Source organism: Photobacterium chitinilyticum (assembly GCF_004104355.1).
Classification (GTDB): domain Bacteria; phylum Pseudomonadota; class Gammaproteobacteria; order Enterobacterales; family Vibrionaceae; genus Photobacterium; species Photobacterium chitinilyticum.
Map to the genome: position 1 here is coordinate 480,279 of NZ_RJLM01000002.1, position 26,075 is coordinate 506,353.

The following is a 26,075-nucleotide window of genomic DNA, read 5'->3' on the forward strand; positions in this document are numbered from 1 at the left end:
TTTTCATAGGCTTCGGCGATGTATATTACCAGAGCATATAAAAGAAAATGAGAACAGCGGGCTTAATCTGAAAAAAAAGCGCCTCATGGGGGCTGAGGCACTTGGGGGAATTGGCTAATGTTTTTCTTCTGTTAGCGGCTTTGTATTAGCGGCCTTTTATTAACTATTGTTGTCCAGCAGGAACAGGTTACTCGGGTTGATAGTCAAATATGCATGGTCGGACAGGTTGGCATCGAACTGCGAGGAGTTAAGCTGTAGCAATAGCTCCTGCTCATGCCAGCGAACCGAAACTTCGTACATCGACCCCATATACACCACACTTTCAACGATACATTGCTGGCAAGGTTCGCCTTCGTGGGCCAGCAAGATTGCCTCTGGACGGACACCAACCTTATAGTTACCCGGTGCCTTGCCGTCAACAACGTTCGGATCGGCCGGAATTCGGTAACCATTGATTTCGATGTGCTGGCCGTCATAACTGCCCGAGAAAATGTTGGCATCACCCATGAAGTTCGCCATAAACATTGAGGCAGGGGTCTTATAAAGATCATCCGGTGAGCCTTGCTGCATGATTTCACCGTCTTTCATTACGATGACGGTATCAGAGACGGCAAAGGCTTCAGTCTGATCATGGGTGACATACAGCGAGGTAATATTGAATTTCTGCTGCAGTTCACGGATGGTTTCCCGCATGTTGCGGCGTAAGTTGGCATCTAGGTTACTCAGTGGCTCGTCAAACAGCAGTACCTTGGGTTTGAGCACAAGTGCACGAGCCAGTGCTACACGCTGCTGCTGGCCACCGGAGATTTGATCAACAAAGCGATCGCCGAAGCCTTCCAAATCGACCAGTTTTAGTGCCTCGTCGACCCGTTGCTTGATCTCGGCAGCAGGCAGTTTGAGCATCTTCAGGCCGTAGCCGACATTGTCGTGCAGTGACATGTGCGGAAACAGTGCATAGGACTGGAATACCATACAGATGTCACGTTGCTGAATAGAGGTGTTGGTAACATCCTCACCATCGATAAAAATCTGGCCGCTGGTTGGTTTTTCCAAGCCGGCAACCAAACGAAGTACCGTGGTTTTACCACAGCCGGAAGGGCCGAGCAGGGTCACGAGGCTGCCTTTTTTGATCTCTAAATCAAGGTCGCCAATTACCGTATTGTTACCAAAGCGTTTGCAGATATTTTTAAGAACTACAAAGTTGTCGTTTGCCATTAGAATTATCTCCAATCGTTATTCTTGGTTGTTGGCTTTTGAGCGTGAGACACGGGCTTCGCCGACGAGGTAGTCGAACGTTAAAATGATGCCGAGCATGACGAAAATAAGAATCGAACCATAGGCGATGGCAATACCATATTCGCCGTCTTCGACTCGGTTAAGGATGTACGAGGTCGCTACGCGGGTTTCCGGAGTAACCAGGAAGATGATCGCACTGACGGTGGTCATGGCACGAACAAAGCTGTAGATCAGCGTTGACAGGATGGCCGGGCGTAACAGCGGGATCAAAATATGGGTTATGGTTTTGAATGAGTTGGCACGTAAGCTGAGCGAGGCTTCGTCCAGCGATTTGTCCAGCTGACCTAAACCCGCGACCCCGGCACGAATACCGACAGGTACGTTACGCATCACCATCGAGATCACCACGATAGCAGCGGTCCCTGTCAGGTAGACGGGTGCATCGTTGAACGCCAGAATGTAAGACACACCAGCAACGGTTCCCGGCACGGCAAAACAGAGCATGGTGGAAAACTCGACGACTTTCTTGCCATAGAACTGCTGGCGAACCACGATGTAGGCAATTAGCAGGCCGAACAATGCTGTGATTGGTGCCGCGATACCGGCGTAGGTCATTGTGGTGATCAGTGACGGCCACGCACCTTCGCCCATTCCCATGCCGAACAGATTGATGTAGTTGTCGAGTGTTAGGCTGTAATCGACACCCCAGTTGACGGTGAAGCTGCCGTAAACAATGCTGCCGTACAGTAGGACATTGAATGCCATCCAAAAATACAGGGTGCCGGTCACGCCGTGCTTCAGTGATGTCGGCAATGGCTGGACATCGCCACGATACGACTTGCCAGAAATGGTGACGTAGGAGCGTTTACCGATCCACACATATTGGATCACGAAGATAGCTAGTGAGAACAGCAGCAGTACAGCGCCCAGGGTACTGGCAGAGGCATAATCCAGCTGCGCCCCGGCAATGTAGAAGTAGATCTGGGTTGCCAGAACATCAAAGCTGCCGCCGAGTACCAATGGGTTACTGAAATCGGCCAGTGACTGGACAAAGATGATCAAGAAAGAGTTGGCCAGTGCCGGTTTAAGCAGCGGCATAACGATTTTGAAGAAAGTCTGGTAGCGGTTGGCGCGCAGAGTATAGGATGCCTCTTCCAGTGATGGATGTAGCGATTTCATTGCTCCGTCGAGGATCATAAATGACATCGGTGCAAAAGCCAGTACCTGAGCCATCCAGATTCCGGTGAAGCCGTACAGCCAGTTGGTCTGCTGCAGACCGAACCAGTCAGCCATCAGCTCGGTGATATATCCCGAGCGACCGAGCATTAGGGTAACCCCTAGGCCGACAACAAATGGCGGTGTAACAATAGGTAGGATAGAGAAAATACGGGCGATGAAGGCCGAACGCTTGGCTATTCGGGTCGTATAAATAGCGAAGACAAGGCCGAAGAAAGTTGCCGTGATCCCGACCGAGGTGCCGAGGGTGATCGAGTTAAGGATAATTTGGATGATCTGAGAGCGGGACAGGATATCGATAAACTGCCACATCACGAAGTTGCCCATGTCGTCTTTGAACATAGGGACAAAAATGGCGATGCTCGGGTAGATGATAAATACAGAGATCAGCGAAACAATGGTGACAAGCGCGCCGATAACAAAGACATCACCGCCAAGATACTCCAGTCGCGCGAGTGCCAAGGTGAGTACGCAGCCTAGTGCAATGAACAGGACGATGCTGGCATAGCCTAGACCTTGTTCGGTATACCATGACGACAGCAGGGCAAATAGCATACAAAAGCTGCTATAACCGATATCGAAGTGATGGCGTTTCTTGGCATATTTATTCTGTGCCTTGAACGGGCGGATCAACAATATCAAAGGCAGTGCGAACCACAGCCATGATATATTCATGCTGCTCCAGCCCATAGCATCTTTGAATTCCTGTGAGGTAGATTCAAACACCCCGTAGTCTAGAGCGAAGGATGGCAGTAACACGAAAGCCCCAACTAGCGCGATTATCCAGTAGAAGACCGGGTCGCGCTGTTCTGAACTTTGGAGCTGCCTTGACGGGATGTCAGCTGCTAAGTCATTCATTGTTTAGTACCAATTTTGTTGTTTGATTTTATTTATATCGCAGTTTTTTCGTAATATCTGTTGCAGTGCTTGTCGTAAAATAAGTCGTACTTTGCTGATTTCCGGGCGCACAAAGCCCCAAGAAACCATCTTGTTATTGAGCTGGTAGTAAATGAGCAGCAGGGATGTGCTGCTCATGATTAGGTGCGGTCGGGGATTACTCGCCCATCTTGACGACGTTAACCCATTTGTTGATCAAACGCTTACGCTCGTCGGAAGAACCATAGGTTTCCATATCGTAGTTGATAAGAGAAAGTTTCTTCGGATCCAGAGCATTAGGAGATTGCTCGGCCTGAGTGTTAGTCAGGATCTGGAATGACTTGCCTTTTTGCCATGCCAGCTGCTGGCCTTCTTTAGACAGTACCCAGTCAACGAATAGCTTGGCGTTATCCATGTTACGGGCACCTTTGATGATGCTGACACCACCAATTTCATAGCCTGTACCTTCACATGGGGAAATTAGCTCAAGTGGTGCGCCTTTTGACTGCTCCAGGGAGTAATCGTGAAGGAACCCGATACCAATCGCGATTTCGCCGCGTGCAGAGTTACGCGACGGAGTTACGCCGGATTTGGTGTACTGGGAAATGTTCTTATCAAGCTTCTTGAAGTAATCGAATGCCTTGTCTTCGTCCCATAGCTGGATGAAGGTAGCCAGTGCGGTATATGCAGTACCCGAGCTTTGCGGATCGGCAATCTGGATTTCTTCCTTGTATTCCGGCTTGGTCAGGTCGTTCCAGCAGCGTGGGATCTCCAGGCCTTTTTCGGCAAGACGCTCTTTGTTGACACCAAAACCAAGAATACCCATGTAAACAGCAGAGGAGTAGTTGCCTTTACGCTTGGCTGGATCTTTGAAGTTAGCCATGATGTTTTCTAGCTGAGGCGACTTGTAAGCGTGAAGCAGGTTCATTTCACCGGCTTGAGATTGTGGGTCGAGCGTACCGCCGTACCAGACATCGGCACGAGGGTTTTTCTTCTCGGCTTCAATCTTCGCCAGCGTACTGCCTGAACCGTTACGTACGAATGAAGTTTTTACGTCGTATTTATCAGAAAAAGCTTTGGTTTCCGCTTCGCACATTGCGTTGGTTGCGCTGCAATAAACGACTAGGCGACCGTCAGCCATGGCCTGGGGAGCAGCCATTGCCGAACCAAGGATGCAGGCTGCAAGCAAGCTGCGTTTAGTATTTGCTTTCATTATTGTTTCCTCTGCTTTTGTTATAGTCTCAATGCCAGAGATCGTAGGTAGGATGCATTGAGCTGATTACCGCAATCCTGCGGTAAATTTGTATTCGTCAGCAGGTCTGCAATAACAAAAGGGGAGAGCCCGAATGCTAGTTTGTTGTTGCTACAGAGCGCTGTTGTGCTTTGACAAAAGGCAAGATCAGCAGGCCGATAGAAGCCGCAGCCAAGGTAATGACACTGAAGAAGCCTTCCCAGCTAAATTGTTCAATAATCAGTGATACCGGATAACTGGCCAGTGCTGCGCCGAGGTAGCCAAACAGGCCAACAAACCCGGTTGCCGTGCCCGCTACATCTTTGTGCGAGCACTCGGCCGCAGCCATTCCGATCATCATCTGCGGGCCGAAGACAAAAAAGCCGATGGCAAAGAAGCACCCTGACAGCACGGCAAAGCTGTCCATCGGGGTTAGCCAGAGCGCGGCCACAGATATAAATATCCCCAGTGCAAAAATCAGGTTCATCGGTGCCCGGTTACCGTGGAAGAATCGGTCGGATCCCCAGCCACCGAACAGTGATCCCAGAAAGCCGCCAACTTCAAACATCGATACCGCGGTATTGGCCGTCAGCAGGTCAAAACCATGGCGTTCGGTCAGGTACAGGTTGCCCCAGTCATTAATGGCTATCCGGACTACATACACCAGCAGGTATGAGCTGCACAGTAGCCAGATGTACTTGTTGCCGATCACGTAGGTGGTCAGGATTTGTTTAAATGACAATCCCAGTCCTTCGCGCTCCTGTTGTAGCTCAAGCTCGTCGTTGCGCCATTGACCTACCGTCGGCAGCCCCATCGTTGTTGGCTTGTCCCGCATGTTAAAGCACAGCATCAGGCCAATGGCGATCCCGACGGTGCCGGGAATAATAAAACCGTAACGCCAGCCCCAGGCGACGGTGGCGAAGCCAATGATCAGCGGTACCATCGCGCCACCCAAGTTGTGGCAGGTGTTCCAGATTGACCACCAGAAGCCACGTTCTGAACGTGAATACCAGGTGGTGAGCAGCTTGGCACATGGCGGCCAGCCCCAGCCCTGAAAGAAGGCATTGCATGTCCATAATACGGCGAACATGGTCAGGGACGAACTCAGTCCGAAACAGATATTGATGATGCCCGTTGCTATCAAACCCAGCCCCATGAAATAGCTCGGGTTTGACTGATCACTCACCATGCCGGATATAAATTTCGAGATTCCGTAGGTGATATAGAACAGGGTGCCGAGAAAGCCGATATCTGAATGCGTCAGGCCAAGATCTGCCAGCATAGCCGGCATGGCGAAATTCAGGCTTTTTCGGGTGAAGTAAAAAACGCCGTAACCGATATACATCGAAAACATTAAGTGCAATCGCCAGTGTTTATAGGTGGCGTTAATTTGCTGTTTGTCCGATATGGTCTGCGCAGGTTGTTCTGATGTAAGAAAACCCATCATGGCGGCGCTATCTCCCTGTTGCTGAATAGATAGTACGTAATCGTTTACGGAAATGAATGAGACAGGTTTTTAAGTCACTAGGAAAATTTCCTAGTTTGTCTCTGTTGTTGGCATTTTTGTGGGCAAGTTAACAATAAATCGTGTTCCCTGGCCGGACTGGATTGAAAGGTTTCCCCCCAGTGCGCTCACCCGCTCCTCGATACCCTTTAGTCCCTGACCTTTAGTACGCCAGTTGTCCGGCAGGCCGCAGCCGTTGTCGCGAAGCTCGAGGCTGAACATGGTTCCCGGCATCAGGCTCAGCTGAACTTCAGTGGCGTGCGAGTGCTTGGTCACATTGTTCAGGAGTTCCTGAACAATACGATAAAGAGTGACCGCGGTAATATCATCCAGCTTATGGTTGGCGATACCGATGTTGAACTGAAAGTCGATGTTCCGTTCGGCAAACTTCATCTCGTGAGCCAGCTGGCGCAGCGCATTTTCCAGCCCGAGTTCATCAAGGATCTGCGGGCGGAGCTGGGTTAACAGTTGTCGGGTCGAGCTATGAATACGCATCGACAAGGAGTGGATCGCCTCGGCAATGTTCTTGGTATTTTCTTCCTGGGTGGTACGGTCGGCGAGCATTGCCTGGATTTGGATCGCGGTGATATTCTGGCCGATTTCGTCGTGCAGTTCTCTTGCAACGGATTTGCGGATATCCTCCTCGACCTGAACCAGTTGGCGGGCGAGGTGCTGTTTGTTATCAAGTTCACGCGCCAGCTTCTGGTTTACCTGCTGGAGCCTCTGTGCCAGCAGATATTGGCGGCTGATAGCAATTCCGAGTCCGAGCCCGACGAGTGCCTGGGTGGTGATAAAGACTTTCAGTTCCTGATCACTGGAGAAAGAACCCGAGATCTGTCGTGCAGTCGTCAGCAAAATACTGTTCATTACCGAGGCCATAACGCCGCCTTGCCAGCCGTAACGGTAGGCCATAAAAATGTTGGGCAGCAGCATTACCAGCAGAACCAGCGGCTCCATCTGATCGAGGAAAGTTAGTTCGGCCATCAGACCGATAGAGAAAAAGCCGATTGTCCATAACAGAGCGGAAGGGCGAATCGTGATTTCCTGATGGATCAGGGTCGGGCTCAAAGGCTCCCAGACTTTGTTGAGGTAATCATAGAGGAGATAGAAAAAAGGTGTCAGCAGGATCCCGCCGGTGATAGCAGCAATGGTGCCGGAGAAGGCGTAGCCTGCTGGAAAAGCCAAGGGCTTGCTGAGCAGCAGGATCATTAGGCCGATTGCCAACCCGTGCACCAGAACCAGCGCCACCAATGCCAACAGGCGCTGCCAGTACGTTGTTAGTTGTTGCCAAAATGAAGAAAAAGGGAAAGCAAGGAAGTAGCTGACGAATGGACTGAGTAGTAAGAGCCAGTCGTGGGGATCGTTGTGGAGCATTGACAGCAACCAGCCACTGATGGCCAGTTCACTGACGAGATATAACGTCCAGAATCGGCGGGGAGTCAGTACCAGTACTGCCAGCTTGAGCCCGATAGGTAAAAAGATCCCGGCGAGAAAAAGATCGGGCGAAAGGTAGCTGCTTATACTCCAGAGGCAGAACCAGCTGATAGTAAAAATCACGAAGCTAAAGGCAAATGAAAAATATTTGCCTACAATCTGGCTTGCCTGTTTCATTAATCGACCAGTAATTTGTGCTGGAGGGCAAAGCGGATCAGGTCGACGTTATTGGACAAGCCGAGTTTGCTGAGGATATTGGCCCGATGGACATGAATCGTTTTATGGCTAATGGCCAGTTCCGCACCGACTTCTTTTACATCCATACCTTTGATGAGGTGGTTGAATACCTCCCGCTCGCGCTTGGTGAGTTCGTCTAGAGCCTTTGGCTCGGCCGGCGCATTGCTGAGGTTGAACAGCGCATCGGCACATAGGTAACGATCGCCGCTGGCAACCGTGCGAATGGCAGTAACCAATTCTCCCGGACCGCAGCGCTTGGAGAGGTAGCCGCAGGCACCGGCTTCGATAGCCTTGCTAACAAATGAAGCCGAATCATAAATGCTGAGAATGATGGCGCGGAAGTTGGGATTGTCCTTTTTAAGACGTTCAAGCAGGCTTAATCCGCTTTCATCCGGCATTGAAATATCAATCACCGCGACATCAACCGTAGTTTGTGACAGCGCTGAAAACGCGTCTTTGGCACAACTGTATTCCCCCTTCACTTCAATATCGGACTCTACGTTAAGAAGCTGGGCAAAACCGGAGCGCACCATGATGTGGTCATCGACCAAGGCGACAGAAATCATTTTTAATCCTTTTTGCAAATCGTCGCAAAATGACCGAGTGCATTCAATCCACTTATAATACGACGTGATGATAACCGCTAAATATATTTCAGATACCCTACTTAGATCTCAAAACACAAATTGCATCATCTATTATTTTGCTTCGGAGAGGTGATTAATGTCCACTATCGATATTTCTGTTATGCACTATGTTGAAACGGTGACTTGTATTCTCACATTCATTTTTTGCGGTATGATATCCCTATCATTACCGTAAAATTGGCCTTCAGTTTACATACAAAGCATTGATGATAATCAAGACGTGAATAAGGCTATAAACCAATGAAAGGCTATTGACTACTTATAGTATGTGCTATTTAATTTTTGACAATTACAAATGCCTTTATATGTTTAATGAATGTATCGCATCGTGGAAACTAGAGAACATGTCAATATTTGTTACTCTCTGGCTGTAACTGATTTTTCCGAAGTTATTAATGCTTAAAACTGCTGGTGTTGATAGGCCTCTAAATATTCCTGAATCAATAGCAACGCCATAATGTTCAGTAAAGCTTTTATTATGGAAGAAGCTGGCCGTTTTAATGTAGTCTAGACCTTCTCTTTCACAAAACTCACGCATAGCTAGAGGTAAATCTGCGGATATACAGAGGAAAACAATATTACTATTTTTGGAAGCAATCAGATTGAAATCTCTGATCGATTGTGCACATTCTGGTATATGAACAGATAAGAATATGTTCAAAATTATATTCTTTCCTTTTAAGTCAGCAAGAGATAAGTCTGTAATATCTTTATCAACTAATGTAAAGAAAGGTGCGCTATCGCCGACAAAAGGAAGTTTTCCAGAGGTATCTATGGATTCATTTCTATAAAGTACGGTAGACATTAATTCTCTCACATGACTTTTTCATAGTGTGGGCTAGAAATTTCAAAGTTTAGGAGGTTCAAAATATGTTGAAACTCCCTCGTATTATTAAGTGCTGTAATAAAAACGGTTGGCTGAGAACGGTATGTTGCCATTAAAGCGACTTCTAAATTGTTATCATGTATGTCTTCACACATGAAAACAGCGATAATACATGACTTTATATTATCATCGTCAATGTTGAGCTCTAAAAGTTCACTTATATTGATAAGTTTTCTTAATCGAGATTGTCTATTGAAAAATGACATTTTATTTCCATATTTAGATTTACTGTTAATCAGCAGTTTGTTCTATTTTTTATGTGTTCTTCGATCAACAGCATCACCAACAAGGTAAAGTAGTTCGTTAAACTCATTAGATTTCTTGATTGTTTTTACAAAGATTGAATCTCGTAATGACATGGTTTTAATTAGTTCCATTTCGAGAGATCCTGACTCCACTATGTCATCATAATTGATTACGACTGCAGCAATACTCACTTTTACAATATCAGAGCTTAGATCCAAGTTTATTTTTTTTGATATGTCTAGTAATTCGCGTGATCTTTGTCTTGTTTGATATCGATGAATACATTCCTTCAAATTGTATTCATCAAATGTAATACCAATTTCTTTTAGTTCTTCAATCGTTGAAATCAAATTTTTCATGGTATACCTCTTTACTATAAATAAAATGGTTCATCTGTAAAAATGAACTCATGTTTGCAGTGAATGCATTATGATTATTTTTATATATAACTATTAGTTATTGTTCTTTATGCGTTTAAATGATATGTGTAACGTTTAAAACAAATATTTTGATACCTTGTTGCTAATACCAAAATCAGATTTCTCAGTGGTTTTACTTGTGAATGGCATAACTCTATTTTTTGTTCCATCCAATTTAATTGTTAGCTCATTACCTTCGTTAAGTAGAATCTTATATCCAGTAATAACTGTTTGAGTCATGCCATTCACATCAAAGTATTCTTCGATATTGTTAAATCCTGTGACTTGTTGTAACTGCAGACCATCATTAAAGAAAATAGAAATATTTGGCTTTTCTGATTTGTTTTTAAGCATATCGCAGATGTATGCAGCTGAATCAATATTAAATACGATCATTATGAAACCTAATGTTAACTTGTGGAATTTATTTGTGAAATGTATCACTTTTTTGCGATTGTCTGGTCTAACCATCAACACTTTTTTGTAACGAAGATCACACTTTATCTGGTTATCTGTGCATTACAGCGTTGAAATGCATGCAATTTATTTCTGCGAATTATGTTACATTTCTAATTTATCCCTATTGCGTATATCGCTTGTGTGTACTCAATTTACACCTTACCAGTCGTGATAATTGCTGTTCATTACATTTCATCTGTCTTGTTTGGGCTTCAGTAATCATATTGTGATTACGGTTTTTAGCAGAGTGAGAAGTGTTCCTTCTGCTTTGTTATTTGATTGCCTTCGTTACGTCACCACTTACAAGTAATTGATTCGCATAAGTGTGAACTCAGTAGCATCCATTTATTGATCTATCTCAAAGAGGTATGGCCTTTACCCCCTAATGGGTATGCCTTGTTTGTTTTTTGAGCATAAATTATTAATAGACCACATAAAAAATGTGTGTATGTGGTGCGTGATTGGTGTGATGCCTGCTCGGGAGGGCTCAATAAATGAATGATTACCATGTCAGCAGTTTGGTTGTGTATGTGTCGGCCGAGCATGCTGAATCCGTGAAGAAAACCATAGAGAGCCTAGAAGGGGCCGAAGTACCTGTAAGCAATGAAGTAGGAAAGATGGTTGTGGTGCTTGAGGGAGACAGCAAGGACGGGTTGGTAGAACGCTTCGACAAAATCAAAACAATACCCGGCGTAATAACCGTCACTCTGGTGTACCACCAAATGGATGAGCAATCTGAGCTTAAGGAAGCCAAAAATGACAGTCAGTAGACGTAGTTTCTTAAAGGCCAATGCAGCGGCAGCGGCCGCGGCGGCAGCAGGTTTGACCTTGCCTGTTTCTGTTGCCCAAGCTGCTGGTGAGGATAAGAACGTTAAGTGGGACAAGGCGCCGTGTCGATTTTGTGGTACCGGCTGTAGCGTACTGGTCGGTACGCAAAATGGACGGGTAGTGGCATCCCAGGGGGATCCGGATGCGCCGGTGAATAAAGGGTTGAACTGTATCAAGGGTTATTTCCTGCCTAAGATCATGTACGGAAAAGATCGTCTGACACAACCGATGTTGCGTAAAACCGATGGCGTTTACGACAAAGAAGGAGAGTTCACACCGGTAAGCTGGGATGAAGCTTTTGATGTAATGGCAGACAAATTTAAGCAGGCTCTGAAGGAAAAAGGGCCGACTTCTGTTGGGATGTTTGGTTCGGGGCAGTGGACAGTATGGGAAGGTTATGCGGCTGCCAAGTTGTATAAGGCCGGTTTCCGCTCGAACAATATTGATCCTAATGCCCGCCATTGTATGGCGTCTGCCGTTGTTGGTTTTGCACGTACCTTTGGTATGGATGAACCGATGGGGAGTTATGACGATCTGGAACACGCCGATGCTTTCGTGCTTTGGGGCTCGAACATGGCAGAGATGCATCCAATTTTGTGGACTCGTCTTACCGATCGCCGGCTTTCGTCTGACAAGGTGAAAGTGGCTGTGCTTTCTACCTTTACCCACCGTAGTTATGAGCTTGCCGATAATCCGATTATTTTTACCCCGCAAACAGATCTGGCGATTCTTAACTTCATCGCGCATTACATTATTTCCAATAACAAGGTGAATAAAGCTTTCCTCGACAAGCACGTTAACATTCGCAAGGGTGAAACGGATATCGGTTATGGCTTGCGCCCGACCCACCCGCTGGAAAAAGCGGCCAAGAATCCGGGCAGCAAGAAATCATCGCCGATGAGTTTCGACGAGTACGCCAAGTTTGTCTCGACCTATACGGCCGAATATACCTCCGAGCTGTCAGGAGTACCGGTTGATCAGCTTAATGAGCTGGCAGAAATGTATGCTGATCCTGACATAAAGGTAGTTTCCTACTGGACCATGGGTTTCAACCAGCACACCCGCGGGGTCTGGGCCAATAATCTGGTCTACAACATTCACCTACTCACAGGAAAGATCTCCAAGCCCGGCTGCGGTCCGTTCTCGTTGACCGGACAACCATCCGCTTGTGGCACGGCGCGTGAGGTCGGTACCTTTGCCCATCGTCTACCAGCCGATATGGTAGTGATGAACCCCAAGCACCGAGAAATGTGCGAAACCAAATGGAACATTCCAGCCGGTACTATTCCGCCTAAACCCGGCTACCATGCGGTTCTTCAGGATAGGATGCTCAAAGATCGCAAGCTCAATGCTTATTGGGTGATGTGTAATAACAATATGCAGGCAGGACCAAATATTAATGAGGAACGCCTGCCAGGCTATCGTGATCCGGCTAACTTTATTGTTACCTCCGATCCGTACCCAACCGTAACGGCCATGGCCTCGGATCTGATTTTGCCAACGGCAATGTGGGTTGAAAAAGAAGGGGCCTACGGCAACGCAGAGCGCCGAACTCAGTTTTGGCGTCAGCAAATCTCGCCACCGGGCGAGGCCAAGTCGGACCTTTGGCAGCTAATGGAATTCTCCAAGCGCTTCAAGGTCGAGGAAGTCTGGCCGCAGGAACTGATTGCCAAAAAACCGGAGCTTAAAGGAAAAACATTATTCGAGGTGCTGTATAAGAACGGCAATGTCGACAAGTTCAGCGTCGATGAACTGGCGGCGGATCAGCTGAATGATGAGTCGCGTGATTTTGGTTTCTACGTGCAAAAGGGGCTATTTGAGGAATACGCCTATTTTGGTCGTGGCCATGCCCACGATTTGGCGCCATTTGACATGTACCATCAGGCTCGTGGTCTGCGCTGGCCTGTTGTCGACGGCAAGGAAACCGTGTGGCGTTACGCCGAAGGATATGACCCTTACGTTAACAAGGGCGAGGAGTTTGCGTTTTACGGTAAGCCGGACAAGAAAGCGGTGATCTTTGCGCTGCCTTATGAACCTGCCGCCGAATCACCGGACGAAGAGTACGATCTCTGGTTGTCGACGGGCCGTGTACTAGAACACTGGCACACCGGTTCGATGACTCGCCGTGTGCCCGAGCTTTACCGCTCTTTCCCTGATGCTGTGGTTTACATGCATCCTCTCGATGCGAAGAAACGCGGCCTGCGCCGAGGTGATGCAATAAAGATTGCATCGCGTCGTGGGGAAGTGCTGTCCCATGTCGAAACTCGGGGACGGAACAGGGTGCCGCAGGGCTTGGTGTATATGCCGTTTTTTGATGCCAGCCAGCTTACCAACAAGCTAACACTGGATGCCACGGATCCGCTTTCCAAAGAAACCGACTTCAAGAAATGTGCGGTGAAAGTGGTTAAGGCCTAACTAACGGGTACAGAATGATGAAGACTTCGCGCTTTAGAACTTCTGACAGTCGCCGGCGTTTCTTGCGAGATGCGATGCGAACAGCCGTCGGTGTCGGTGCTGCGGCAACGGTATTGGGTTTGCAGTCAAGGCAAAGCCAGGCCGATGTTGGTGTACCGATCCGTCCGCCGGGAGCGCTGGATGAGCCTGATTTTCTTCAGGCTTGCCTCCGGTGCGGCTTGTGCGTGCAGGCCTGCCCCTATGACACCTTGAAGCTGGCTACGCTTGTCTCGCCAGTCGCGGCCGGAACACCGTATTTTACGGCCCGGGAGATACCGTGCGAGATGTGTGAAGACATTCCTTGTGTGGTCGCTTGTCCGAGCGGTGCCCTAGAGCATAACCTGACGGATATTGATGACGCCAGAATGGGAACGGCGGTACTGATTGACCATGAAACCTGCCTTAACTGGCTGGGTTTACGTTGTGATGTCTGCCATCGGGTGTGTCCGTTAATAGACGAGGCGATTACTTTGGAACCTGTTCGTAACCAGCGTACGGGCTACCACGCCAAGTTTATTCCTACCGTGCACTCTGATGTCTGTACCGGCTGTGGTAAATGCGAGCTCGCCTGCGTGCTGGAAGAAGCGGCGATTAAGGTTGTACCGACAGCATTGGCCAAAGGACAGATGGGGCAACATTACCGGTTAGGTTGGGAGGAAAAGGCCCGTCAAGGTGAGAGCCTGATCTCCGATGATCTGACGCTGCCAGTCCGCAAACCGGAAGGTACAGGGGGAGGTCAGTAATGGCAGAGCACTTTGCAAAAAAACGAGCGGTAAAAAATCGAGCGAAAGATGCCGGCAAGGCCGCGGTTAAAGCATTGGGTTGGTGGAAAGCTCATCGCTTTTTGCTGCTGCGTCGTAGCTGTCAGTTGCTGATCATCGGCTTGTTTATGGTCGGTCCGACATTGGGTGTATTGCGTGGCAACCTGTCATCAAGCTCTCTGTTCGACACCATACCGATGACGGACCCGCTGATCTTGCTGCAGACCATTGCCGCTGGGCATCTGCCTGAGCTAACAGCTTTGCTGGGGGCGCTGATCGTGGTGGTGTTCTATGCCGTGATCGGGCCTCGGGTATTTTGTGGCTGGGTATGCCCGCTGAATATGGTGACGGATGCGGCAGCATGGCTGCGGCGTAAGCTGGGGCTCAAGGTTAGTTACAACTGGTCGCCTCGTCTTCGCTACTGGCTACTGCCAGTATTGCTGCTGGGCAGTGCCGTCTCGGGTACCGTGCTGTGGAGCTGGATAGACCCGGTTGCCGCATTGCATCGTGGCCTGATCTTCGGCATGGGGGCAAGTTGGATCCTGATTGTACTTGTGTTTGCGCTTGATTTACTGCTGGTCGAACACGGCTGGTGCGGGCATTTATGTCCGCTAGGCGCGGCCTATGGTGTAATTGGCCGCAAGAGCCTGATCAGGGTAACCGCCACCAATCGTGAGGCATGCAATAAGTGCATGGATTGCTTTAATGTATGCCCCGAGCCAGAGATTTTGCGCCAGCCACTAAAAGAAGGGGATCGCCGGGTTATGAGCCAGGACTGTATCAGCTGCGGACGATGCATCGATGTCTGTTCCGAAAGGGTATTGGAATTTAAAACAAGAATTGGAGCCAAATATGAAGGGTAAGTTTGTTGTGTCTGCACTGCTTGCAGTATGTGTTAGCGCCGCAGCATTTGCTGAGGTTACCTCGCTACGCGGCGATCAGGGAATAGGCGAAGGCAATGAAGTGGTGGCAATTAAGCAAGTGCCGAAAAAACAGGATCGTCTCGCGCTTGACTATGTTAACCAGCCACCGTTGATCCCACACTCCACCGATCAGGTACAGCTTAATCCGAGCAACAACGGATGTCTGGAATGTCATGATGTTGACAAGTACCGTAAGTCGGGAGCACCACGTGTCAGCCCAACTCACTATATGGACAGTGATAACAAGGTGCTGGGAGATGTGGCACCGCGTCGTTATTTTTGTTTGCAGTGCCACGTAACTCAGGTCGATGCGACGCCATTGGTTGAAAATACCTTTCAGCCTGCCGGTAAATTTGGCCAATAGGAGGTTGTATGGGGATTAAGTTACCCGGCTTTATTCAGCGCTTCTGGAAATGGTTCAGGAAACCGAGTCATTTCGCCATCGGAAGCATACTGACGGTAGGTATTGTGATGGGGATTGTTTTCTGGGGCGGGTTCAATACCGCGATGGAAATGAGTAACCAGGAAGACTTTTGTATCAGTTGTCATGAAATGGAGAACAACGTTTACCAGGAATATGTCGGCACCATTCACTACAACAACCGCAGTGGCGTAAGGGCGACCTGCCCTGACTGTCACGTACCCAAAGAGTGGGTACCGAAAATGGTACGAAAAATCCAGGCCAGCAAAGAGTTGTATGCCAAGGCGTTTGGCATTGTCGACACGCCCAAGAAGTTTGAAGAGCATCGCTTCGAGATGGCTTCTCGCGAATGGGAGAGGATGAAGGCCAACGATTCGCAGGAATGCCGTAACTGCCATAACTTCGAATATATGGATCTTACCACCCAGAAACCAGTAGCTTCGAAGATCCACAATGAGGCAGAGGATGAAGGAAAAACTTGTATTGACTGCCACAAAGGGATAGCGCACCAGCTACCGAAAGATCACAAGATAGAGAAAGCAATCTAATAATATCCTTTACAAAATAAATCCCCAATTGAGTAATCAGTTGGGGATTTTTTCACTCTCCGCCTGCTTATCTTCCAATGCAAAGTAAACCTTGCTGATTGTGATTTCGGCAATAAGAATGGCAAAGATAACAGCAAAGAAGGCTACGACACCATTTAGCGGTCCGCTAAAAGTGACCTTGTCACCAAATAATATATTGATTGCCTCTAGCATAATAATTTTGGAGCCGACTAAAATAATGTAGGTTGAAAGCCCGCGGTATACCTTAGGAGCCAGACCTTCTTTGCTTTTAAAATAATTGGCCAGTCGGTGTTCGGCAGCAATAGAGAGTTTAAGCAGAACTTGTAGCAAGATAGCGGCAGCCAGAGAAACAGTGAACGATTGTATCGTTACATAACGCCAGAATTCCTCGAACAAGTTCAATACGGTTAGGTCGACCAGTACAGCAAGCGTGTAGCCAACAAAGAGTCGTTGTGGAGTATTAAATCCGTAATGGCGCGGTAGGTTATTCCCGGTGCTTTCACTTTGTTCTGCCATAAGGGCTTCCGAAATGCGCGGTTTGTGTTGATAAATAAACTTGGCATGGGCTAGCCGCTTTGTCCAATTCAAGCTTTGAGCAATGTAGCGCATCATATGCAAACGTTTGCCTTTGTTGTGGCCGTTATTTGTGACGGCGGTACCAATTTGTGTGGGTAGGATCAACTTATCCTGTTCATGATTGCGTTATTTTAGGGGCAAATTGGTGCTCTTAAGAGATGAATTATTTTCATTAAAGTACTGTTTTTTTGCCCTTGCATTAGAGTAAAAAATCTAAAATATGTTGGCGTTTAAGCTGGTGTGTAACCTCCTCACCCCGTGATTGCTTAATTTTATACTAATAAGGTGATGTGCCTGTGAGCCCTAATACGGCCTTTAACGAACAATTATTCATTGAATCCCATTATGGTGTCGTCATTCACCGCGATTTCAAACCGCTCTATGCGGATGACACTTATGCGCGTTATTTTGGTTATCAAAGCAGTCAGGACATTCTCGCCTTATCGAGCCTATTAGAGCTTATTGTTCCCCATGAGCAACAAAATGCGATTCTTGCCTATGAGGAGACAATGACGGGAAAGGCGAGGCCGGGGGTTCGTACTTACAAGAACGTTGATAACGAAGGCAATGAGCTTGTCGTTCTGACAGTTGATCATGTGATTGATTGGCAAGGGCAAGCTGCCATGCAGGTAACCCTTATTGATTTGAGTCCGCAGGTTGAAATTCAACGCCAGCTACTGGCCAGTGAAGAACGTTATCGCGCATTGGTTGATGGGTCGATTCAGGGGATTCTCGTTCACAAAAATTTCAAACCACTCTTTTGTAATCTGGCATATGCGCAGATGCTAGGATTTGCCGATGAACATGCTTTAATGGCTCAAAACTCACTCTTGCCGTTTATTGCTTCTAATCATCACCTTCAGGCACATAAAGATAACCACAAGCTATTAATTGGCGAAAAACCGTCGATTAAAAGGGAAGCTCAGAGCATTCGCAGCGATGGCTCGACAGTTTGGCTTAGTTTATTGTCGAGACCCATTCTATGGGATGGTGAACAGGTGGTGCAGGTTACGGCTATGGATATCACCGAACAACAATTGTTGCGTCAACGGCTTGAGCACCGTGCCAACTATGACGGATTAACTAATTTGCTTAATCGTCGTGCCGTTATGGAGCTATTGGAAAAGCAATTTTCCCATGACCGAATGTATGCCAATTCTTTGTGTTGTGTGCTGATTGATTTCGACAACTTTAAATCCATTAATGATCAATATGGCCATCATATTGGTGATGAAGTGCTTAAGCTTTTTGCTGTTAGTTGTAAAAAAAGTATCAGAAAGAGTGATTTTATCGGCCGCTGGGGAGGCGAGGAATTTGTACTGGTCTTGCCGAATACTGAAATTAGGCAAGCTGTAATAACTGCCGAGCGGATCTGTGAAAATGTCTCCAAGCTGAGAGTAAAGGCTGAAAATACATCCGTAGGGTTTTCTGTCAGTATGGGCGTGTCCTATTTGTCTTTTGATATTACCAGTGTTGAGCAGCTGCTATCGGCGGCAGACAAAGCGCTATATCAAGCTAAGTATCTGGGCAAAAATCGTGTCGTAGTTGCAACGGAAGATATGATCGATAGTGAATAGGCTTATTGCGGTTGAATGCCGCAATAAGCCGCTTCATATTATGGGGTACTATTATCTCTACGTTTTGCTCTTATGACTTGTTTTTAGTAGCAGGCCATTGAAGCGGATCATCGACTCTTGTTTGAGCAAATCAAGGAAGCGGTTGAACGCTTCAAGTTGATTCTTTTTGATTTGTTGTTCAGGAATTTCAATATCAGTTGTGACGATGAGCTTCTTTGACGGAGTGAGTTCAATCTGTCGACGTAATGAGCCGAAGTTATATTTAAAGTTTAGCACCGGTGGGGTTCTGGTAATTTTCCAAATACCTTTAGTATCATAGAGATATTCAGTATGAAGCTTCAGTCCGGTGAAGTGTTCATCATAATGCTTGTTCTGAAGGCGCATGGAATTAAGCTCATCAATTAGCCAGGCATCATTTTCTTCATATTCAAGGTTTGCGCTCGAATCGAGAAACGGCTTGATTTTCGCACGGGAATTGATGACTAGTTGAGGCGCCATCTCTGACAAGTTAATGACATCAAATTCAGGTTCGGAAAGGCTAGTGACTTTGTCGTGATATTGGTTTGTCAGCCATGTTTCTCTTTCTTCTTCTGTCCTGGAAAGTAAAATATTTTTCATAGAAGATGCATATTCGCCGATAAACTGCCGTTTTTGATCCTCACTCTGGCCACCATCCCGGTTGAAGGTAATCTGGGTGCTGGCATTTAGTTGCCAACGATAGAGGCTATTGGCAAGTATTGATGGTTGTTTGCTATTAACGAGAGGCAAAGTGACTGTATTCTGGATCCATGATGGTGTGTACAGCCAATAAGTATCTTGATTCGTTGCATCTAGGCAATGTTGTTGACTCTGACGGTCGAAACAAATGACTACGTGATTAAAGTAGCCGAGGGTTGGAATGAGCAATTCTTCAGGGGCCGAGCGGTCGGTTGCGACTAAAACAGGATAAGAATTGATCCCGATACGCCTTAACAGCTCATTGAGCAGCATTGATTTGTCTTTACAGTCACCGTAGCGATTTTTAATAACCGATGCGACATCGTGCGGGGTAATAGTATGTCCAAGTTCGGATATCGAGACATAGCGGATATCCCTGGCAACAAACTCATGAATTTTGCTGATTTTTTCATCAATGCTTGGTGAATCTGCGGTGATTGATTGAACCAGTTCATCGGCACCTGTTGTATCTGAGAGTGCCTTGTTCATTGCGTCTTTCGACGTATCAATTACTTGTTGCCAGTTCTGTAACTCGCCGATGGCGATTTGTCCGATATGATCTCGCCAGTAAATGTTATTGTCATTTTTGAAGGCTGGTATATCCGACCCAGAACAAAGGAGTTGGTTTTCTTCTGCTTTACACATTACATCTGAGCTGTTGGATGACCAAAAAAGTTGCTTTGATGCTGGCCAGTTGATGGATAAGTTAAACTGATCAGCAGGGTATCCCCATTGTGTAAAGTGGATTTTTGACCAGTCAGATTCTTGTTTTGAAAGATCACGTATTAATTTATATTCAATGATTGAGAGGCTGCCTCCGGCTAAACCAGGAATCGTCAGAACAACTTTTTTGCTATCGGAGAAAGAACGGGAATTATCAGTATCGAGGACCTGAATGACAGAAGGGTCCATCGACTTAACTTCACCAAGGCTATTCATAGAAGCAATGGAGAGCAGTGTTAGGCGCTCAATTTTTTCATTGTAATAAATGGAATGATCACCGTCATTTTCGACATCTCTGGCGTTTGGATAGAACCAGATTTTTTTTACGTGCTCGGTGACATGATTGTCTGCAACATGAACATCATTAGCCTGCAAAATCAGAGTGACTTCGTCAGGGAGTTCAGCTTGTTTTTGATAAGTACGAGCGATGTCAAACAGATCTCCAGACTCGGTTAGTTGCCAGTCGATCCCTTTTGATGCATGAGCACTGATTATGCAACTGAATCCGATAAGGCTTATACAAAGGCGTAAGAAGACTCTCATAACGGTTGGAACTCCTTTGCCATCTGTTTGAATTCAGCTGAAAGTGCTGAATAGGTCAACTTCGGAGTGGAGAGAGTGCCAAATAATTCATAGGTATCGTTACCCTTTTCGAATGCAGTGATAGTTTGAAGTACGGGATCTCGCATATATTGGCCTTCGCACATGACATGAATCATGACAGCGAGTTGACCTTGAACAAGGCTTCTTTCTTCGTGGCATTTGATGTCAGGATATTGGGTTTGAATGAAGGCGATTCTAGAATCAACAATATCGTTCAAAGTGATGGGGGGACTGGTTTTAAATACTAGAAAAAAAGCATCTTCAACACTGCCTGCCAATTCTAGTTCTGCTGTGCCATCTGACAATGAGCCGACTTCTACTTCCCGCCAACCATCGCCATGTACAGTTAATTGAAAGTGGTTGTTTGGATCGATATAAGCGGTTTGGTCTGGCAGTGAGCTGATTTCATTTAGCATAAACGGGGAGATCGAAGCGTAAATGAGTGCACCGAATGTTATAGGGGTAAGCAGGATCACAATCAACCACTCCCAGAACGCATACCCTGATGATTTCCCTTTAAATTCAACATGACTTAACTGCTGTTTAATGGTGTTAAGCCGTTGACTGAAAAGACTAAATAAGCCAGACCAGAATATCAAGGCGACAAGTGATAACCAGTTCGGTGTTGCGTATTCGGTCGATAACCAGAAAAAAGCAGAAACAAGAAAAACAGCAGCAAGCCATAGGTTGAAACGATTGTCCGGATGACGAATATCCGCGTTACCTTCTATCTTGCAGAGGATTTTATCGAGTTTTGGAAACGCGAAGGGTTGTACAAATACGAGACTTGGGACAAATAGCCATAACCAGGGTTTTAACGGATGGCCCGAAAGGCGCTTGATCTCTTTGACACGAACGACCAACCAAAAGTTGGTATAAAAGCCAAATGTGGCGAAATGCAAAAAGAATTCCCACCATGGTGATCGTGGTGCTCTTACAATAATACTGCTGACGGGTTGTTCAGCAGATAGTGTTTCTGGGGTTGGTGTCTCAGGAGTGGTGGTCATTTGCGCTTGTCTTGGTTCTGAACTGAGCTCATGGAGGTGCGTCTCAGGCAATGCAGGTGTTTGCTGGGTCATTTGTTTGGTTTTGTCGTGAGTTATTAGCTCATCATATGAAATTGGATTCTTTTGGGGTATCGCTCAGAACCATTGATGTGAAGTCAGTCTACTATTGGTTCTTTATCGGTGAGTATTGAGGTATTGGCTTTATATCCTCTCGACAATTAAAAGGCACAGTTACTATTTTAAGTGTCAGGTTATTGACGTGTATATTAATTATTATGTTAATAATGATGCTTCTTCGTTCTGGCATTGTTTGTCATTATTTTGATTATCGTTTATGCGCCTAGTTGTATTTAGTGCCTTACCTAGTTAACTCCTTCTAAGAGCATGAAATTGTTCATTTCCTATCGTAAATCACTTAAGTTGCATGTATTATGCATGTTATGATTTGTTAATCGACCAGTATTTGTCGTTGATAATAGGGCACGGTGTAATGGGTGTAGTTTCTTTTCTGTATAAAAAAGTAGCAAAACGTGATGTGGATAATCACGAGCAATTAAAAGTTGAATTTAACCAATTGCAAGATGAGTTAAAACAACAGCGAGAACTTTCTCTGCGCCAGCAAGCGCAATTACAGGAAAAGGAACAAGAACTCAAAGGTGTACTTGCTACCCAACAACATTACGAAGTTGAGTTATCGGCGTTATACCAGCGAATGGGAAGAATGCGTAAATCTTTTCAGTGGCTGGATGAAAACTTGTTGCAAAGTAGCCAGGCTATCGGCACTGCGGTCTCTGTTTCTCATGATGCCAAGGCGCGTATTGAAAAATTGGCGTGTGAATTGACTGATCTGACTGAACTTCAAGGGCAGCAGATGAGTACTTTCGATGGCTTGAATGCAGAGATCAACAAAACGACAGCTGTGATCAGTGATATTAGCAAGATAGCCGGGCAGACTAACCTATTGTCATTGAATGCTGCGATTGAAGCTGCCAGGGCTGGCGAACACGGTAGGGGATTTGCCATTGTTGCCAACGAAGTGCGAGCGTTATCGGGTACAACGGGAGCGTCAGCCAAGGATGCCGATGTCTTCCTGTCCAGCCTTACTCAATGTTCCTCACAGCTTGGCGATTTAAATCAAACGTTATCCGGCCGAATAGATCAAGTTGCCGGTGATACGGCAACGACTATGGATAATCTAGGTACTCAGCTTGCTCGAATAGGAGAGACTCAAGCTGATCTGGAGGCCGCCAACTGGCGCTCTAAGCTCGAACTTGCAATGATCGATGAGACTTTCTTGCGCAGTGATATTATCAAATTTGTCAATAGTCCGGATCAGCCAGTGCCGCCTTCGGTTATTTCATCACAAGAGTGTGGCATCGGTAAGTGGTATTACTCTGACAATGTCCGCCAGGAGTTTAAAGGGAACCATCTGTTTATGTCATTAGAAGTACCGCATAAACGAGTACATGATCATGCCGAGGCCGCTGTTGAGCAAGCCGTTCAAGGCGATGAAAAAGGTGCTCGCGAGCAGATAGCGCTGATGGAGGAGCAATACCTTATTGTCGAGCAGGCGCTGCTGAAACTAACTGGATCGTTAGACTAGCGGGTAGGGTTGTGCGGGTAAGTGAGGTTCCTATTCCGTAAGTTCCGTATTTCACTTACCCGCACATATTTTCAAAGAGGTTTATTGTGCCAGTGGCAGGCTTGCGCCGAGCAAGGCAAAAATCCCACCGCAGCCTTGGTTAAACCGTTTGCCGCTACGTTCTAGCCATGGACGGATTTTGTAGGCAACCCGGGCAAGCAGATACTCAACCGAAAATTCAACCACCGCGAATGTTGCGGCCATTACGACAAACTGTGGAAGCAGTGCCTGCTCGGGTTTAATAAACTGGGGCAGGAAAGCACCGAAAAACAGTAAGACTTTCGGGTTCGAGATTGCGGCAAGTCCGCCTTGTCTGAACAGAGCGATATGGCTTTTTTCTGCCTTTCCCTCAATGGGGGTGAGACTGATCGCAGGCGATCGCCAGAGTTGGATCCCCAGCCAGATCAAGTAAGCCCCACCTAACCATTTAAAGACTGTTAATATTTCCGAGGAAGCCAGTAAAACTGCCCCGATACCAAACATAGACAGTGCTATCAGTATAATGAAGCCAAGTACACCTCCACAGATAGTCGCGAGGGTTTTTCGATGGCCGTACATAGCGCCGTGGGTGAGTGCTAACAAACCGTTGGGTCCTGGAGCAAAAGATAATCCGATAACCGCAATCAGGTATATAAGCCAGGCTTCTAAAGCCATAAATGTTCCTATCTCTACGTAGTAGCCTGAAGCAATGCAACCAGTATAGGGTGATAGTGCATATAATTTTGGTGCTACTTGGCCCTCTTGCGGTAATATTTAGACATTAAGGTCATGAGTAAGCGTCTAATGCCTCAATCAAACTCTTTTCAACAGCTCCCGTTACCACCTGCATCTGCGCCGGACGTACGCTTTCTGCTATTACCGTTGCCTGAATTTAATATGCTGCCGTTTGGCGGCTTCCTCGATAAGCTGCGTTTTTCTGCTGATGAAGAAGATCATAGTCGACAGCGCTATTGCAGCTGGGAGGTCGTCGGAGTAGAGAAGGATCATGTTGTGTCAAGCAGCGGTGTACCTGTTGTCGTGTCGCGGACTGTCGATGAGGTTGAGTTGGCTGGCTATGATTACTTGGTAGTTTTTGGTGGTCGCAGCGCGCGAAGCAGCCAGCAGCTGAACGATATCTATGGTGGTATATTGCGCGAGGCAGCAGCCAAAGGGGTTGCATTGGTGAGTATCGACAATGCCTGCTTCTTATTTGCAGCGGCTGGATTATTGCACAACCATAACGTGGCTGTTCATTGGCGACATGTTCAGGAATTTCATACGGCTTATCCGAGAATCGCTGTTCGAACAGAGCAGCTTTACTGTATTGATGGCAAGAGGATCAGCTGTGCCGGAGGCAGTGCTGCGGTAGATTTAGCCGTCGAGCTTGTGGCGCGCCACTGTGGCCGAACCAAGGCATTGAAAGGGCTGGCAGATATGTTGGTGGATGAGGCTAGAGGGCAGCTTCATCAGTTGAAGTCTCTGGATGAAGATATCCGTGCGAACAATACAGCTGGGCGCCATGTCGGACGGGCAATCAGTTTGATGCGTCAGTTACTGGCAGAGCCAAAGACGTTGGATGAGCTTGCCAGTATGCTGGCTATCAGTCGGCGACAGCTCGACCGGTTGTTCAAAGAAAACCTGGGCCTGACGGCGAGAGAGTACTGGGCCGAGATGCGCCTAAAGCACGTTCACTGGCGGGTGATAAACTCAAATCATAGCTTACAGTGCTTAGCTGATGAGGTTGGGATTCAGGATGTCAGTTACCTGTGTAAGCTTTTCCGTAAGCGGTTCGGGGTTAGTCCAAATACGCTGAGAAAATCAAATTCTTCATTGTGACACCAGTTAACAATATGATAGTCAAAAGCTGGTATGTTGGGGCTCTTTGGAGTGGTAAGTATCTGTTTTAAATCATCGGTTCGTGACATTACCTTGCGGTGAAAGGTACTGATTATCCATTCGAGAACAAGGATATGAGGTATTATGATGGCTGCTGTGTACTGGATGGTTGGCACCTTGTTGTCTTTTTCATTAATGGCGATAGGTGTAAGGGAGTTGGGAGATCGTATTTCACCATTTGAGATGCTTTTTTTCCGAAGCCTGATTGGACTGGCGGTGATCTCGTCTATCGTATTTTATAACCGTCAGCAGACGTTGCTCAAAACAGAACGGACTGTTTTACATATCGGCCGGAGCCTCATGAACTTCCTCGGTCAGTATTGCTGGTTTGTCGGTATCACTTTGTTGCCATTGGCAGAGGTGTTCGCGCTCGAGTTTACCGTACCCTTATGGACGCTGATGATTGCCTGCGTATTTCTGGGTGAAAAATTAACCAAGGTAAAGATTGCCTCGCTGGGGATGGGTTTACTGGGGGTGATTCTTATTATTCAGCCGACAGCGGCCGTATTTAATCCGGCATCCTTAATCGTATTGTTGGCGGCGGTCAGCTTTGCCGCTTCCTATGTGGCGACCAAGTCGCTTTCTCTGACCGAGTCCCCGTTAACTATCCTGTTTTATATGTCTCTTATCCAGCTACCTATTAGCCTGGTGTTGATGTTGTCTGATTGGCAAACGCCGCAAGGAGCCGAGTGGCTGTATTTGCTAATCGTTGGGCTAACTGGTTTGTCGGCACACTTTTGTATCGCCAAGGCCATGCAATATGCCGATGCCAGTGTTGTGGTGACTCTTGATTTTCTTCGCCTGCCGCTGATTGCCGTGGTCGGTATGCTGTTCTACGGTGAAGCGATTGAATTGGCTGTTATGGCTGGTGGTTTGCTTATGGTTGTCGGAAATATTATCAACGTCAGGGCGAGCAACAAGCGAGTACAACTTGAGACGAAAGCAATGGTGGAAGGCTAAACGAGTAACTACGTCCTTGTAGCTGTTC

At 46.9% G+C, this 26,075-nt stretch carries 23 protein-coding genes; 10 read left to right on the plus strand and 13 right to left on the minus strand.

Going from position 1 to position 26,075, the window contains the following annotated elements:
• Window positions 1–159 precede the first annotated feature (159 nt).
• The 9 genes from fbpC to EDI28_RS08270 form a co-directional block, all read right to left on the minus strand.
• The gene (gene fbpC, locus EDI28_RS08230) at window positions 160–1,215 is read right to left on the minus strand and encodes a ferric ABC transporter ATP-binding protein (protein WP_128783364.1); all 1,056 of its coding nucleotides are present in this window, start codon (window positions 1,213–1,215) and stop codon (window positions 160–162) included.
• Window positions 1,216–1,233: 18 nt separating this feature from the next.
• Entirely contained in the window at window positions 1,234–3,330 is a 2,097-nt protein-coding gene (locus EDI28_RS08235; RefSeq protein ID WP_128783365.1) for an ABC transporter permease, read from the minus strand.
• Window positions 3,331–3,526: 196 nt separating this feature from the next.
• Window positions 3,527–4,561 carry an ABC transporter substrate-binding protein gene (locus EDI28_RS08240; RefSeq protein ID WP_128783366.1) on the minus strand — a complete coding sequence of 345 codons (1,035 nt, stop codon included), beginning with the start codon at window positions 4,559–4,561 and terminating at the stop codon, window positions 3,527–3,529.
• A 136-nt stretch (window positions 4,562–4,697) separates the two neighbouring features.
• Window positions 4,698–6,026: an MFS transporter gene (locus EDI28_RS08245; protein ID WP_128783367.1), complete on the minus strand. Its 1,329-nt coding sequence runs from the start codon at window positions 6,024–6,026 to the stop codon at window positions 4,698–4,700.
• Window positions 6,027–6,116: 90 nt separating this feature from the next.
• Window positions 6,117–7,694: an MASE1 domain-containing sensor histidine kinase gene (locus EDI28_RS08250; protein ID WP_128783368.1), complete on the minus strand. Its 1,578-nt coding sequence runs from the start codon at window positions 7,692–7,694 to the stop codon at window positions 6,117–6,119.
• Window positions 7,694–8,320: a response regulator gene (locus EDI28_RS08255; protein ID WP_128783369.1), complete on the minus strand. Its 627-nt coding sequence runs from the start codon at window positions 8,318–8,320 to the stop codon at window positions 7,694–7,696. Before EDI28_RS08255 ends, EDI28_RS08250 begins: the two co-directional genes overlap by 1 nt.
• A gap of 382 nt (window positions 8,321–8,702) precedes the next feature.
• Window positions 8,703–9,206, minus strand: a complete 504-nt coding sequence (tpx, locus tag EDI28_RS08260; protein WP_128783370.1) for a thiol peroxidase — start codon at window positions 9,204–9,206, stop codon at window positions 8,703–8,705.
• A gap of 329 nt (window positions 9,207–9,535) precedes the next feature.
• Window positions 9,536–9,892 (minus strand): hypothetical protein, encoded by a 357-nt coding sequence (locus EDI28_RS08265; RefSeq protein ID WP_128783371.1) that lies wholly within the window; start codon window positions 9,890–9,892, stop codon window positions 9,536–9,538.
• A 135-nt stretch (window positions 9,893–10,027) separates the two neighbouring features.
• A complete protein-coding gene (locus tag EDI28_RS08270; protein WP_128783372.1) occupies window positions 10,028–10,348 on the minus strand; it encodes a hypothetical protein in 321 nt (106 codons plus the stop codon).
• Window positions 10,349–10,905: 557 nt separating this feature from the next.
• Between EDI28_RS08270 and EDI28_RS08275 the strand changes: the two genes are divergently transcribed.
• The 6 genes from EDI28_RS08275 to napC are packed head-to-tail and all read left to right on the plus strand — an operon-like array spanning window position 10,906 to window position 16,346.
• Window positions 10,906–11,181, plus strand: a complete 276-nt coding sequence (locus EDI28_RS08275; protein WP_128783373.1) for a chaperone NapD — start codon at window positions 10,906–10,908, stop codon at window positions 11,179–11,181.
• Window positions 11,168–13,654: a nitrate reductase catalytic subunit NapA gene (napA, locus tag EDI28_RS08280; protein ID WP_128783374.1), complete on the plus strand. Its 2,487-nt coding sequence runs from the start codon at window positions 11,168–11,170 to the stop codon at window positions 13,652–13,654. The genes EDI28_RS08275 and napA overlap by 14 nt, the downstream gene beginning before the upstream one ends.
• Before the next feature lie 17 nt (window positions 13,655–13,671).
• Window positions 13,672–14,436, plus strand: coding sequence for a ferredoxin-type protein NapG (gene napG / locus EDI28_RS08285; RefSeq protein WP_128783544.1), 765 nt, complete (start codon window positions 13,672–13,674; stop codon window positions 14,434–14,436).
• Window positions 14,436–15,317 carry a quinol dehydrogenase ferredoxin subunit NapH gene (gene napH / locus EDI28_RS08290; protein WP_128783375.1) on the plus strand — a complete coding sequence of 294 codons (882 nt, stop codon included), beginning with the start codon at window positions 14,436–14,438 and terminating at the stop codon, window positions 15,315–15,317. Before napG ends, napH begins: the two co-directional genes overlap by 1 nt.
• Window positions 15,307–15,741 carry a nitrate reductase cytochrome c-type subunit gene (locus tag EDI28_RS08295; RefSeq protein WP_128783376.1) on the plus strand — a complete coding sequence of 145 codons (435 nt, stop codon included), beginning with the start codon at window positions 15,307–15,309 and terminating at the stop codon, window positions 15,739–15,741. Before napH ends, EDI28_RS08295 begins: the two co-directional genes overlap by 11 nt.
• Before the next feature lie 8 nt (window positions 15,742–15,749).
• Complete coding sequence (gene napC / locus EDI28_RS08300; protein ID WP_164918503.1) at window positions 15,750–16,346, plus strand: cytochrome c-type protein NapC; 597 nt, start codon at window positions 15,750–15,752, stop codon at window positions 16,344–16,346.
• Window positions 16,347–16,382: 36 nt separating this feature from the next.
• On the opposite strand, the gene EDI28_RS08305 is transcribed toward napC, so the two are convergent.
• Window positions 16,383–16,883: a hypothetical protein gene (locus EDI28_RS08305; RefSeq protein ID WP_128783377.1), complete on the minus strand. Its 501-nt coding sequence runs from the start codon at window positions 16,881–16,883 to the stop codon at window positions 16,383–16,385.
• A 356-nt stretch (window positions 16,884–17,239) separates the two neighbouring features.
• Here EDI28_RS08305 and EDI28_RS08310 point away from each other — a divergent pair, with 356 nt between their 5' ends.
• Window positions 17,240–18,520 carry a sensor domain-containing diguanylate cyclase gene (locus tag EDI28_RS08310; protein WP_164918504.1) on the plus strand — a complete coding sequence of 427 codons (1,281 nt, stop codon included), beginning with the start codon at window positions 17,240–17,242 and terminating at the stop codon, window positions 18,518–18,520.
• 57 nt (window positions 18,521–18,577) lie between these two features.
• Here EDI28_RS08310 and EDI28_RS08315 read toward each other — a convergent pair whose 3' ends face one another.
• Window positions 18,578–20,503, minus strand: coding sequence for a DUF3857 domain-containing transglutaminase family protein (locus EDI28_RS08315; protein WP_128783379.1), 1,926 nt, complete (start codon window positions 20,501–20,503; stop codon window positions 18,578–18,580).
• Window positions 20,500–21,642: a hypothetical protein gene (locus EDI28_RS08320; RefSeq protein WP_128783380.1), complete on the minus strand. Its 1,143-nt coding sequence runs from the start codon at window positions 21,640–21,642 to the stop codon at window positions 20,500–20,502. The genes EDI28_RS08315 and EDI28_RS08320 overlap by 4 nt, the downstream gene beginning before the upstream one ends.
• 418 nt (window positions 21,643–22,060) lie before the next feature.
• Here EDI28_RS08320 and EDI28_RS27600 point away from each other — a divergent pair, with 418 nt between their 5' ends.
• A complete protein-coding gene (locus EDI28_RS27600; protein ID WP_325062640.1) occupies window positions 22,061–23,173 on the plus strand; it encodes a methyl-accepting chemotaxis protein in 1,113 nt (370 codons plus the stop codon).
• 81 nt (window positions 23,174–23,254) lie between these two features.
• On the opposite strand, the gene EDI28_RS08330 is transcribed toward EDI28_RS27600, so the two are convergent.
• On the minus strand, window positions 23,255–23,866 hold the full coding sequence (locus EDI28_RS08330) for a LysE family translocator (RefSeq protein ID WP_128783382.1): 612 nt from the start codon (window positions 23,864–23,866) through the stop codon (window positions 23,255–23,257).
• Window positions 23,867–23,980: 114 nt separating this feature from the next.
• Here EDI28_RS08330 and EDI28_RS08335 point away from each other — a divergent pair, with 114 nt between their 5' ends.
• Both EDI28_RS08335 and EDI28_RS08340 read left to right on the plus strand, forming a co-directional pair.
• Complete coding sequence (locus tag EDI28_RS08335) at window positions 23,981–25,027, plus strand: GlxA family transcriptional regulator (protein WP_233353316.1); 1,047 nt, start codon at window positions 23,981–23,983, stop codon at window positions 25,025–25,027.
• A 144-nt stretch (window positions 25,028–25,171) separates the two neighbouring features.
• On the plus strand, window positions 25,172–26,047 hold the full coding sequence (locus tag EDI28_RS08340; RefSeq protein WP_128783383.1) for a DMT family transporter: 876 nt from the start codon (window positions 25,172–25,174) through the stop codon (window positions 26,045–26,047).
• Window positions 26,048–26,075: the final 28 nt, after the last annotated feature.